Annotated in this window: 11 protein-coding genes and 1 pseudogene; 6 read left to right on the top strand and 6 right to left on the bottom strand. The window is 60.0% G+C overall.

Annotated elements, in window-relative coordinates; translation table 11 throughout:
• Positions 1 to 70: 70 nt before the first annotated feature.
• Positions 71 to 664: a DUF2726 domain-containing protein gene (locus FHR87_RS07205; protein ID WP_183166044.1), complete on the bottom strand. Its 594-nt coding sequence runs from the start codon at positions 662 to 664 to the stop codon at positions 71 to 73.
• A complete protein-coding gene (locus tag FHR87_RS07200; RefSeq protein WP_246335822.1) occupies positions 634 to 1,209 on the bottom strand; it encodes a GNAT family N-acetyltransferase in 576 nt (191 codons plus the stop codon). Before FHR87_RS07200 ends, FHR87_RS07205 begins: the two co-directional genes overlap by 31 nt.
• A gap of 117 nt (positions 1,210 to 1,326) precedes the next feature.
• On the opposite strand from FHR87_RS07200, the gene FHR87_RS07195 reads away from it, so the two are divergent.
• Positions 1,327 to 1,935, top strand: a complete 609-nt coding sequence (locus FHR87_RS07195; RefSeq protein WP_183166043.1) for a phosphoglycerate mutase family protein — start codon at positions 1,327 to 1,329, stop codon at positions 1,933 to 1,935.
• A gap of 8 nt (positions 1,936 to 1,943) precedes the next feature.
• Here FHR87_RS07195 and FHR87_RS07190 read toward each other — a convergent pair whose 3' ends face one another.
• Together FHR87_RS07190 and cowN are read right to left on the bottom strand one after the other, a co-directional pair.
• Positions 1,944 to 3,533 carry an ABC-F family ATPase gene (locus FHR87_RS07190; protein WP_183166042.1) on the bottom strand — a complete coding sequence of 530 codons (1,590 nt, stop codon included), beginning with the start codon at positions 3,531 to 3,533 and terminating at the stop codon, positions 1,944 to 1,946.
• A 243-nt stretch (positions 3,534 to 3,776) separates the two neighbouring features.
• Positions 3,777 to 4,076, bottom strand: a complete 300-nt coding sequence (cowN, locus tag FHR87_RS07185) for a N(2)-fixation sustaining protein CowN (RefSeq protein ID WP_183166041.1) — start codon at positions 4,074 to 4,076, stop codon at positions 3,777 to 3,779.
• A 226-nt stretch (positions 4,077 to 4,302) separates the two neighbouring features.
• Between cowN and FHR87_RS07180 the strand changes: the two genes are divergently transcribed.
• From FHR87_RS07180 to FHR87_RS07160, 5 genes are all read left to right on the top strand, one after another.
• Positions 4,303 to 5,274 carry a CHAD domain-containing protein gene (locus tag FHR87_RS07180; RefSeq protein WP_183166040.1) on the top strand — a complete coding sequence of 324 codons (972 nt, stop codon included), beginning with the start codon at positions 4,303 to 4,305 and terminating at the stop codon, positions 5,272 to 5,274.
• 168 nt (positions 5,275 to 5,442) lie between these two features.
• Positions 5,443 to 6,093, top strand: coding sequence for a DedA family protein (locus tag FHR87_RS07175; protein ID WP_183166039.1), 651 nt, complete (start codon positions 5,443 to 5,445; stop codon positions 6,091 to 6,093).
• Between the two features lie 226 nt (positions 6,094 to 6,319).
• Positions 6,320 to 7,096 carry a DeoR/GlpR family DNA-binding transcription regulator gene (locus FHR87_RS07170; RefSeq protein WP_183166038.1) on the top strand — a complete coding sequence of 259 codons (777 nt, stop codon included), beginning with the start codon at positions 6,320 to 6,322 and terminating at the stop codon, positions 7,094 to 7,096.
• A gap of 10 nt (positions 7,097 to 7,106) precedes the next feature.
• Positions 7,107 to 8,939, top strand: coding sequence for a glutamine--fructose-6-phosphate transaminase (isomerizing) (gene glmS / locus FHR87_RS07165; protein ID WP_183166037.1), 1,833 nt, complete (start codon positions 7,107 to 7,109; stop codon positions 8,937 to 8,939).
• Positions 8,940 to 9,322: 383 nt separating this feature from the next.
• Positions 9,323 to 10,798, top strand: a complete 1,476-nt coding sequence (locus tag FHR87_RS07160) for a SulP family inorganic anion transporter (protein WP_183166036.1) — start codon at positions 9,323 to 9,325, stop codon at positions 10,796 to 10,798.
• Between the two features lie 105 nt (positions 10,799 to 10,903).
• Here FHR87_RS07160 and FHR87_RS19150 read toward each other — a convergent pair.
• Positions 10,904 to 11,140: pseudogene (locus tag FHR87_RS19150) on the bottom strand (IS5/IS1182 family transposase); the annotation flags it as partial.
• A gap of 48 nt (positions 11,141 to 11,188) precedes the next feature.
• Positions 11,189 to 12,319 (bottom strand): aromatic ring-hydroxylating oxygenase subunit alpha, encoded by a 1,131-nt coding sequence (locus tag FHR87_RS07150; RefSeq protein ID WP_183166034.1) that lies wholly within the window; start codon positions 12,317 to 12,319, stop codon positions 11,189 to 11,191.
• Positions 12,320 to 12,357: the final 38 nt, after the last annotated feature.

Here is a 12,357-nt window from a genome sequence, read left to right as displayed (position 1 = left end):
GGCAACATCGTAGCCGTCATCGAATAAAAACGGCGGAAAAATCGACGGCAGCATGGCTATCGTACGGCCTCTACCGACGCTTGGACGCGGCAGGCCGGGCTGCCTTTTTGCGCCGTGGTGCAGGCCGCTCGACATTGGTTTTCTGATCCCGGATCGCCTGCAGGATGCGGCTGCGCACCTCCGGCACGGAATACGAGGCTTTATTCACGAAACGCAGCAATGGCACGCCTGCGGCCCGGCACACCGCATCGACGAAGACATCCCGCTCCTGGCGGTCAGGACGCGCATGGGAACTGTCGTCCAGTTCGATGGCACACAGCACCACCAAGCTGTTGCGATCGCAGATCACATAATCCAAGTGCTTGGAGCTGATACGGGTGAAGGCGCGCCACCAGTCGCGCCCGTTGCGCATGGGGCTGACCTCGATGACATCGGCGATGCGTACCTTGCCAAACAGATGGAAATCGTCGCCAATGGCACCGTCGATGGCCTTCAGGAAGCGCTTTTCGGCCGGCGTGAATAGTGCCTCTCGCCGCCGGTAAGGCAATTTCGGCGTCCGGAAGGTTTTGACTGTCAGTCCCAGGACGACCGCTCCCAAGCCACCCAGGGCCAGCGGCCACGACAAAAACGGCTTTACCGCATCAACGACTTCAACGAACTGCACGAACGGCTGACTCCACTTTCGGGCGCATACTGCGTGCGCCACTCTTCGTGCGTCATTCTATACAGGCGCACGGGCAGACCATGGAAAAATGTGCGCTGGAACACATTAAAGCCGGCTTTTTCGGCAACCCGCTGCGAGGCAAGATGGGTCGGCGCAATGATCGCGATGATCGAATCGATACCAGGCTGCGCGAAGCCGTGTTGCAGCACGCAGGTCACCGCTTCGGTGGCCAGTCCCATGCCCCAGAAGCGCCGCGCCAAGCGGTATCCCAGATTGATTTCCTCGCAGCCATCCACCGGATCAGGACCAACCCCGCAGTAGCCGATGAGCGCCGCCGAGCGCTTGTCGATCAGCGCCCAGGGACCGATGCCACGAGTCTGGTAGACGTATCGGCACCAATCGATGAAACGGCGCGTCGCCAGCCTGTCGAACGGGCCGCGCACTGAATAATGCATGACCTGTGGGTCGCCGAGGATCGACGCCAACTGCGGCAAGTCATCCTGAGAGAGAGGGCGCAGCAGCATTCTGGTGGTTCTGGCGATCATCACCCACACTCCCTGCCGGTACCCGCGCCCCGGCTGACAATGAGACCGTGCGGAATTCGTTTTTCGCCGGCCAGTCGAACGGTCATCTTCCCTTCATCAAGCGGAGACTTCCTATTCATGCAGATCATCCTAGTGCGCCATGGCAAGCCCGACCACCACGCCACGGACTGGTGTACCCCCAGCCAGATGAAAATCTGGGTCGAGCACTACAATCAGGCGGATGTGGTACCGCAGCCGGACGATGTTCCCGCCAAGCTCACCAAACTGGCGGAAGACGTGGGCCAACTGGTCAGCAGTTCCCAGTCGCGTTGCGTGCAGTCACTGCAATACTTGAACCGCGACCGCCCGCGCCTGAGCGAGGATATCTTCACTGAAGCACACCAGCCATGGTTCGATGCACCGTTCCCCAGGCTACCCGTCCCATTCTGGCGCTTCGCGCTCCGGCTCGCCTGGTTCTGCGGCTTTTCCAGCCACACCGAATCCATCCTCGAATCGAGCAAGCGCGCCAAACTGGCCGCCGCTCGCCTGATCGAACTGGCCGAGGCGCACGAGTCCGTCCTGCTGATGGGCCACGGCATCATGAACATTCTGATCGCCTGGCAACTGCGGGCACAGGGCTGGAAAGGCCCGTACCTGCTGTTTCTACGCGGCTATTGGCATGCCAGCGTGTATGAGAAAGCAGTGGAGCGAATCAAGGCGATGCCGGCGGACGTGGACGTGGCTTGAAGCACGCGTTAAACCATCACGCCCTGGCTGCGCAGATAATCGTTATAGCTGCCGCTGAAATCGGTCACGCCGTTTTCAGTCAACTCGATGATGCGGGTAGCCAGGGAGCTGACGAACTCGCGGTCGTGGCTGACGAAGATCAGCGTGCCCGGATAGTTTTCCAGCGCCAGGTTCAGCGCCTCGATGGATTCCATGTCCAGGTGGTTGGTCGGCTCGTCCATCACCAGCACGTTGGGTTTGGCGAGAATCAGCTTGCCAAACAGCATGCGGCCCTGTTCGCCACCGGAAATCACCTTGACTGACTTCTGGATCTCGTCATTGGAGAACAGCATGCGCCCCAGCGTACCGCGCACCAGTTGCTCGCCGCCCTGGGTCCACTGCCCCATCCAGTCGAACAGGGTCATGTCCTGCTCGAAGTCATGGGCATGATCCTGGGCGAAATAGCCGACTTCGGCACTTTCGGTCCACTTCAACTCGCCGCCCAGCGGCGGCATTTCTCCGACCAAGGTGCGCAACAGCGTCGATTTGCCGATGCCGTTGGGCCCGATGATGGCTACTCGCTCGCCGGCTTCGATCTGCAGGCCAAGGTTCTTGAACAGCGGCACGCCGTCATAACCCTGGCTGATTTTTTCCAGGGTGACCGCCTGGCGGTGCAGCTTCTTGGTCTGTTCGAAGCGGATGAAGGGGCTGACGCGGCTGGATGGTTTCACCTCGTCGAGTTGGATCTTGTCGATCTGCTTGGCCCGCGAAGTGGCCTGCTTGGCCTTGGAGGCGTTGGCCGAGAAGCGGCTGACGAAGGTTTGCAGCTCGGCGATCTGCGCTTTCTTCTTGGCATTGTCCGCCAGCAGGCGCTCGCGGGCCTGGGTCGCGGCCGTCATGTACTCGTCGTAGTTACCGGGGAACAGGCGCAGCTCGCCGTAATCCAGGTCCGCCATGTGCGTACAGACGCTGTTCAGGAAGTGGCGGTCGTGGGAAATGATGATCATGGTGGAGTTGCGCGCCGTGAGCACGCCTTCCAGCCAGCGAATGGTGTTGATGTCCAGATGGTTGGTCGGCTCGTCCAGCAGCAGCACCTCGGGATCGGAAAACAGCGCCTGGGCCAGCAACACGCGCAATTTCCAGCCGGGCGCCACGGCGCTCATCGGACCGAAATGCTGGTCCAGCGGGATGCCGAGGCCGAGCAGTAGCTCGCCGGCACGGGATTCGGCGGTGTAGCCGTCATATTCGGCGAACTCGACTTCCAGTTCCGCGACTTTCATGCCGTCTGCTTCGCTCATTTCCGGCAGCGAGTAGATGCGGTCACGCTCGGCCTTTACCGTCCAGAGCTCGGTGTGCCCCATGATCACCGTGTCGATAACGGTGAAATCCTCGTAGGCGAACTGATCCTGGCGCAACTTGCCCAGGCGCACGTTGGGTTCGAGCATCACCTGGCCGGCGGACGGCTCGAGTTCGCCGCCGAGGATTTTCATGAACGTGGATTTGCCGCAACCGTTGGCGCCGATGAGACCGTAGCGGTTGCCATTGCCGAATTTGACGGAAACGTTCTCGAACAGCGGCTTGGCGCCGAACTGCATGGTGATGTTGGCGGTAGAAATCAAAGGGTTGTCCTGCAAGAAAAGCGAAATGAAAGGCACTACGACCAAGGGTCGAAGGCCTGAACACAGAGTCGGATAATTGTAGTTCGCAGCGCCGCGAATCGACAGGGGCCAGCGGAAAAGATCACCAGCCTTGCACCAGCACTCAGAGCGATGCAGCTTCGCTGGCCAGAAAAAAAAGGAGGCAGGACAAGACGCTCGCCCTGAACTGCCTCTCAAAGGGGGCCATGGGGATGGTGAAATGCCTCAGCAGCATTCCTCTTCCAACTGTTCCAGCAATACCAGCGCATCCTGGTCGTCCCAGGTTTCGAACAGCTCGCGCACCTGATTGACGTAGGAATGGATCAGGAAAAGATCATCGGGCCTGGGGCCCGAACCGCCGGTGCGTTTCTTCGCGAAATAGTCCCAGAACACATTGTTGCGGCCGGGAATGGCCAGGTGCCGGTCGATGCAGGCCATGATCTGGCGGGCATTGCCATCACAGTCGATGCCGTCGAAGCTCACATAGCGATCCGTGGTTTTCTTACAGCCGCAACCTTGGGACATGGCGATTCTCCTTTCCAGGTAGTGTCGCTGCCCGACTGTAGCCAAGCTCCATCATTCCGTCTGTCGGCTGGCCGACACCCGGCCAGCCGATCATGACCGACCGTCGGAACAACCAATGACTACAATTTCATGAAGCTTTCATGAATATTGATCGAGGCATCTGGTTTCCACTCCGGGCGAAGGCTATCTTCGCGCCCCAAACAACCATGGCCGCCGAGGAATCCTCATGTCGTTGCAAATCCATGCGTGCAAAAAAACCGACAAGGAAGTCGTGCGTCTCGCCGGCGAACGCCTGCTCAAGGCCGCCCAGGCGCTGGAAGAAGGCTCGGCCGAAGGCGTTCACGGTGCCCGCAAGCGCCTGAAGGAAACCCGCGCTCTGCTGCGCCTGGTGCGCAAACCGCTGGGTCGCCGGCAGTTCGACCGGGAAAACCGCCAGTTACGCGACCTGGGCCGGCATCTGTCGGAACAACGCGACGCAGCCGCGCTGCTGGAAAGCTGGGATGGCCTGGCCGAGCATGATCGCCGGCGGTTCGGCTCGGCCACCATGAAGCGGGTCCGCGACCGGCTGGCCGAGCGAGTCCCACAATCCTCGAACGCTGCGCAGTCCCACACGGAACTGCTGGAAACACTCCAGCATGCCCGTGACGACATCAGTCGGCTGTCGCTGAAAGGCAAGGGTTTCGCCCTGTTCGAAACGGGCGTGCACCGCACCTACCAGGATGGCCGCCGCGCCCTGAAGAATGTCGCGCACCAGCCAAGCGATGAAATCCTGCATGAATGGCGCAAGCGGGTGAAGGATCACTGGTATCAGACCCGCCTGCTACAGCAAGCCAGCCCGGAGCTGTTCAAAGAGCGCGCCAGCCAGCTGGAAACCCTGTCCGACTGGCTGGGCGACGATCACGACCTGGCCGTGATGCAGGCCCTGCTGCGTGACCAGCCAGCCCTGTTCGGTGCCACGAACACGCGGCGCAGCATCGCAACGGGCATCACCGCACGCCGTAATGACCTGTACGCCAAGGCGCTCGAACTGGGCGACCGCCTCTACAGCGAGAAACCCAAGGCACTGGTCGCGCACTGGGCCGAGCTATGGCGCAGCGCGGCCAAGGCCGGGAAAGGCAAAACCGGGGAAAAGACCAAATCCAAGGCCGACACCACGGCAGAATCAACACCTGACACGGCCGCACAGGACACGCCATAGCGGATCGGCAACAGACCCTAACGATCAACGAATTTGTTTCAGAGGGAACTACTTCAGGGCTGATATGAGTCGAAGGCTGTCATTTACCGAATTATCTCCAGTTGCAATGCAGTACCTTGGTGGCTGCCGTTACAGTGGAGTGCTCTTCCATCTTGCAAGGGAAAATGTATGACAGACCTGATAGATATCATTCTTCATCTCGACCAGCATCTGGTCGAATGGATGGCGATCTGGGGCCCCTGGATTTATGCCCTGATGTTTCTGATCATCTTCTGCGAAACAGGCCTGGTGGTGACGCCCTTCCTGCCGGGAGATTCTCTGCTCTTCGCCCTGGGCGCCCTGACGACCGTCGATGACGGGCTCAGCCTGGCCATCCTGCTATCGAGCCTGACCCTGGCCGCCATCCTTGGCGATGCCAGCAATTACCACATCGGGAAATACCTCGGACCGAAGGTGTTCGACCGCAACTCCCGAATCTTCCGCCCGCAATACCTGGAGCAGACGAACGCCTTCTATGAGAAATGGGGCAGCTTCACGATCATCGCCGCCCGCTTCGCGCCTATCGTGCGGACATTTGCGCCTTTCGTCGCGGGAATCGGCAGCATGAGCTACAAGAAGTTCATCGGCTACAACATCATTGGCGCCTTTGCCTGGGTGTTCACCTTCATCCTCGCCGGGCACTTCTTCGGCAACCTGCCTTTTGTGAAGACGAACTTCCACATCGTGATTTTCGCCGTCATCTTCGTCAGCCTGCTGCCGATGCTTGCCCCCTGGATAAAATCGCGCTTGAGCCGGGCATCGAGTACTCCGACCGACTAGCTGCCGTGTTTCGATTCACTGCGCTTACCCATAAAGACGAACGAGCAGGAAAAACCCGCCGCTTTTTTTAGATTCATCGTATTTTCCTGCGAACCAGCTTGCGTAGCGGCATGGCTCCCGATGGTTGTGGAGCCTTGGCCTCGCCTTTACCTCAAGCGGAAACTTGACTTTCAATGCATAAAAAGCTTTGATTCGATACATATATATTTCGAATCGAAACCTTTATATGTCGAAACGCAACACCCCACAACGCCGCCACGCCATCCTGACCCAGCTCAACGCGCAAGGCGAAGTCAGCGTGGAAGCCTTGGCCAGGGCGTTTTCGACGTCGGAAGTCACCATCCGCAAAGACCTCGCCGCCCTGGAAAGCGATGGCCTGCTGTTGCGCCGCTACGGTGGAGCAGTGCCGATGCCACAGGAGCTGACCGGCGAAGACATCCCGCCGATATCGCCCTGCAAACAGGCCATCGCACGCGCGGCGGTCGGGCTGATCGGCGAGCATGCGCGAATCATCATCGACAGCGGCAGCACCACGGCAGCGATGATCGCCGGGCTGGGCAGCAAGCCTGGCCTGGTCGTGATGACCAACTCGCTCAACGTGGCCAATGCCTTGCGCGAGCTGGAGCACGAACCGGTACTACTGATGACCGGTGGCACCTGGGACCCGCATTCCGAATCCTTCCAGGGCCAGGTCGCCGAACAGGTGTTGCGTTCCTACGACTTCGACCAACTGTTCATCGGCGCCGACGGCATCGATCTCGAACGCGGCACTACCTCTTTCAACGAGCTGCTCAGCCTGTCCCGCGTGATGGCCGAGGTGGCGCGCGAAGTGATCGTCATGGTCGAGGCAGACAAGATCGGCCGCCGCATCCCCAACCTGGAGCTCCCCTGGAGCGCCATTCATACCCTGATCACCGACGACCGCCTGCCGGCCGCCGCACGCGCCAGTATTCAAGCGCGCGGCGTGCGACTGATCTGTGCGACCGTCGCTCAAGCGACATAGGAGATTTGCCATGTGCGGCATCGTTGGCGCCATCGCCGAACGCAATATCAGCCCGATTCTTCTCGAAGGTCTGAAACGCCTGGAATATCGCGGCTATGACAGTGCCGGGCTGGCGCTGGTGGACAGCGCCGGCCAGCTGCAACGGCTGCGCCGCGTCGGCAAGGTCGCCGAACTGGAGCAGGCTCAGCGCGAGACGGTGCCGACCGGCCGGCTGGGTATCGCTCATACCCGCTGGGCAACCCACGGCGTGCCTTGCGAACGCAACGCGCACCCGCACTTTTCCGGCGACGTGGCGGTGGCACACAACGGCATCATCGAAAACCACGAAGCCTTGCGCCGCCAGCTCAAGGAGCTGGGCTACGAATTCCTGTCGGATACCGATACCGAAGTCATCGTCCATCTGCTGCACCACAAGCTCGAATCCTGTAGCGATCTGAGCGACGCTCTCAAGGCGACCGTCAAGGAATTGCATGGCAGCTATGGCCTGGCCGTGATCTGCAGCCGCTTCCCGGATCGTCTGCTGGCGGCACGCTGCGGCAGCCCGCTGGTGATCGGCCTGGGGCTCGGTGAGAATTTCCTGGCTTCCGACCAGTTGGCGCTACGGCAGGTCACCGACCGCTTCGTCTACCTGGAGGAAGGCGATATTGCTGAAATCAAGCGCGACAGCGTGCGCATCTGGGATATATCCGGCCAGCTCGTACAGCGTGAAAACGTGCAATACCACGAAGGCGCGGAAGCCGCGGACAAGGGTGAATACCGCCACTTCATGCTCAAAGAGATCCACGAGCAACCCAAGGTGGTACAACGCACCCTCGAAGGCCGGCTTGGCGATGGCCAGGTCATGGTCGAGGCGTTCGGCCCGCAGGCTGCCGAGCTGTTCGCCAAGGTGAAGAACATCCAGATCGTCGCCTGTGGCACCAGTTTCCATGCCGGCATGATCGCCCGTTACTGGCTGGAGGAACTGGCCGGCATTCCCTGCCAGGTCGAGGTGGCCAGCGAGTTCCGCTACCGCAAGGTGATGGTGCAGCCGGACTCGCTGTTCGTGACCATTTCCCAGTCCGGCGAAACCGCCGATACCCTGGCGGCACTGCGCAATGCCCGGAACATGGGCTATCTGGCCAGCCTGGCGATCTGCAATGTGGCCATCAGCTCGCTGGTGCGCGAATCCGACCTGACCCTGCTGACTCTGGCCGGGCCAGAAATCGGTGTGGCTTCGACCAAGGCCTTCACCACGCAATTGGTGGCGCTGATGCTGCTGACCCTGGCACTCGGCCAGGTGCGCGGTTCGCTGGCCGTGGACAAGGAACGACAATTGGTCGAGGAACTGCGCCGACTGCCGGCAAGGCTTGGCGAAGCGCTGGCGGTCAACGCCGCGATAGAACAGCTCGCCGAATACTTCGCCGACAAGAACAATACCCTGTTCCTGGGGCGTGGCGCCCAGTATCCGGTAGCGATGGAAGGCGCGCTGAAGCTCAAGGAAATTTCCTATATCCACGCCGAAGCCTACCCGGCCGGCGAGCTCAAGCATGGCCCGCTGGCGCTGGTGGACAGCGACATGCCAGTGGTCACCGTGGCGCCAAGCAACGAACTGGTGGAAAAGCTGAAATCGAACCTGCAGGAAGTCCGCGCGCGCGGCGGCGAACTGATCGTCTTCGCCGACGGCCGCGCCGGCATCGAGAACGGCGAAGGCACCCGCCTGGTGAACATGCCGCACATCATCGATGCCCTGGCGCCGATCCTCTACACCATCCCCCTGCAACTGCTGTCCTACCACGTCGCCGTATTCAAGGGCACGGACGTGGACCAGCCGCGCAACCTGGCGAAATCGGTGACGGTGGAGTGAGGCGGCTAGAAGCTGCCTTTGACTGGTAACCCCAAATAGACACTCGAATGTCCTGTCCATTTTGACAACAGCCATTCGAGCCCGAACACTGTTCGTCATATAGCCGAGGCCGGCTCGCTACTACCCTTTTGTGCAGTACTACCGGCAAAGCCCCTGGCCAGCAGACCAGGGGCTGGCCAATATCAAGCAACTCCTTTTGCCGATAATGTCGGCAGCGCTCCTATGGATACGCCAATCCCATGCGTAACTCATCGTCACGAAACAGCAAAAGCTTTCGAATTATTTTGTAAGATTCTCACCTTTCGGCACTCTGCCACGCCCTATCCGGCTCTATGCCCGAGACATTCCGGCCGGACATGTCCAGTAGTATCGACAGGATTTGCATGAGCACACTCCACTTACGTGACAACATACTGGCCGGCCTGACCTCTTCCTTCGCGCTGGTTCCCGAATGTATCGCCTTCGCCTTAGTCGCCCAGCTCAATCCACTGATGGGACTGTACGGCGCGTTCATCATCTGCACGCTCACCGCCCTGTTCGGCGGCCGGCCCGGCATGATTTCCGGAGCAGCCGGTTCCATGGCAGTGGTGATCGTCGCGCTGGTCGTGGAGCACGGCGTGCAATATCTGTTGGCCACTGTGGTGCTTGGCGGTCTGCTGATGGTGTTATTCGGTGCCCTGCGACTGGGCAAACTGATCCGCATGGTGCCGCACCCGGTGATGCTGGGCTTCGTCAATGGACTGGCGATCATCATCGCTCTGGCACAACTGGAGCATTTCAAGGAAGAAGGTCCCAATGGCCTGCAATGGCTGAACGGCACTGAACTCTGGATCATGCTGGGTCTGGTGGCGCTCACCATGAGCATCGTCTATCTGCTGCCGCGCCTGACTCGTGCCGTGCCACCAGCGTTGGTGGCGATCATCAGTGTCGGCCTGCTCAGCCACCTGCTGGATCTGCCGACCCGCACGCTGGGCGACATGGCTGACATTGCCGGCAGCCTGCCCAGCTTCACGTTGCCAGAGATTCCCTGGACCTGGAAAACCCTTGAAATCATTTTCCCTTATGCCTTCCTGATGGCCATGGTCGGTTTGCTGGAAACCCTGCTGACCCTCAACTTGACCGACGAAATCACCGAAACCCCTGGTAAACCCAACCGCGAATGCATCGCCCTGGGTTTCGCCAATGTGGTCTCTGGTCTATTCGGAGGTATGGGCGGCTGCGCCATGATCGGCCAGACCATGATCAATCTCACCTCGGGCGGTCGCACCCGGATCTCCGGCGTAACCAGCGGCGTGATGATTCTGCTGTTCATTCTGTTCCTGTCGCCATTGATCGAGCGCATTCCGCTGGCTGCCTTGGTCGGCGTCATGTTCGTGGTTGCCGAGGAAACCTTCGCCTGGGCCTCGCTGCGGGTCATCAGCAAAGTGCCGAAGGCCGATGTGCTGGTGATCTTCACCGTGACCCTGATCACGGTCTTCACCGATCTGGCCACCGCGGTACTCTGCGGCGTGATCATCGCTGCGCTGAACTTCGCCTGGCAGCACGCCCATGACATGCGAGCCGACAGCGAAACCGATGGCAACGGCCGCAAGATTTACTATCCACGCGGTACGCTGTTCTTTGCGTCCACGACCCACTTTCTCGTTCAGTTCGACCCGAACGAAGATCCCGAACAGGTCACCCTCGATTGTGCTCATCTGCGCTTTACTGACTATTCGGCCATCATGGCTCTGAAGACCCTGCGGGAACGCTACGAAAAGGCCGGCAAGCACCTGCGAGTCATTCACCTGTCCGAACAATGCAAGCATCTGCTCAAGCGTGCCGGACATGAGGAATACCTGGAAAGAGCGAATGGCTGAGGACTGAACAACCGATTTGGTTCACAGCGAATCCAGCCGCTGTTTCATTGCGTGCCAGTGCTTTCTGTAGCCACGGCGGGAAAACATCCCCAACCGCCAGGAGCAGACGGCCATGTGCACCTTCGAGCCCTTGCGGCGTTTGGTCCCGTCATAGCCGGTCCGTGCGCCGCTTTCCGGGGTCGACTGCTGGGTATGGTTGTCGAGGATCACGGTACTGGGCTGGACATGGCGCTTGTCGGCCACCCGGATCAACTCGCGCACATCATGCAGCAGTTCCTCGAAAACGCCGGCCTCGATCCAACGTCGGGTCTACTGATACGCCACCTGCCAGGGCGGCAAGTCGAGCGAGTCAGGGCAAAACGTGTCGGTCTTGCCCTGACCGATAGGCAGTTAGCTCATCACCGAGCGATACCAGGTATGGAAATGCCGCATGCCGTCTTCCAGTGGCGCTTGATACGGGCCAATGTCAGTGACGCCACGCCGATACAGCGCTCGACGGCCCGCGTCGGTACGTTCGGCGATTTCGTCGTCCTCGTAAGCGGTTTCCATGTAGGCCGCGCGGTGGGCGGCAGCCAGTCCCGGATGCGTGCGCAGCAGCTCTTGTGGGTAATAGAACTCCACAACGTTCATGGTGCGATCGATGGCCAGCGGATAAACCGTGGATAGCACCAGCGCTTGGGGAAAGACTTCGATCATCAGGGTGGGGTAATAGGTCGCCCAGACCGCTCCGAAATCCGGTGGTTTACCCAGATAATCCAGTAACTGCTCCTGCCATTGGCGATAGGTTTCCGTGCCGGACTGATGCAGGTTCGAGCTGGCGCTGATGCGCTGTACGTTGAAGGCGCGGCCGTACTCCCAACTCAGATCATCGCTGCAGACGTAACGCTTGAGTCCTGGGTGAAAGGCAGCAATGTGGTAATCGTCGTTGTAGATCTCAATGAAGGTTTTCCAGTTGCAGGCACAGTCGTGTAGCTCGACGTGATCCAAGGCATAGCCGCTGAAGTCGCATTCTGGCGCGGCCAACAGGTTTTCCAGCTCGGCTCGTGCATGATGTGGCCCTTCGAAAAGAAACCCACCGACATTGCTGATGGGAAAACGCTCCAGATTCTGGCAAGGGTGGACTGGAAACTTCGGGGCGCTAACCAGCTTTCCACGGTTGTTGTAAACCCAGGCATGCAAGGGACAGGTGATGCGGTTACCGGCGCCAGCCAGGGTGCCACGGCATTCGCCGGGGCTGCCGTTGCTGAAGTCGCCGAGCATCAGCGCTTGCCGGTGTCGGCAGATGTTGGAGAGCAGTTCGATACCGGTGGCGTTGTGTACCAGAATGCGCGCTTGCTCTTCATGGGCCAGTCCGCGCCAATCGCCGGGCTGGGGAACCATCATCGAGTGGCCAACGTAGATAGGACTGTTGCGAAAAATCCGCTCCAGCTCCAAGGCATAGATATCCGGGTCGCAGTAGTTCTCGATCGGTAGCTGGGGGAAGCCTTCGACCAGTTGCGGTTTTCGTTGCACGCTGAACATATGAATCCCTCGGAAAAAAGATGGACGATGACGAGAGC

It is taken from the genome of Azomonas macrocytogenes (assembly GCF_014191985.1).
Lineage (GTDB): Bacteria > Pseudomonadota > Gammaproteobacteria > Pseudomonadales > Pseudomonadaceae > Azomonas > Azomonas macrocytogenes.
This window is presented reverse-complemented; position numbering and strand designations above follow the sequence as displayed.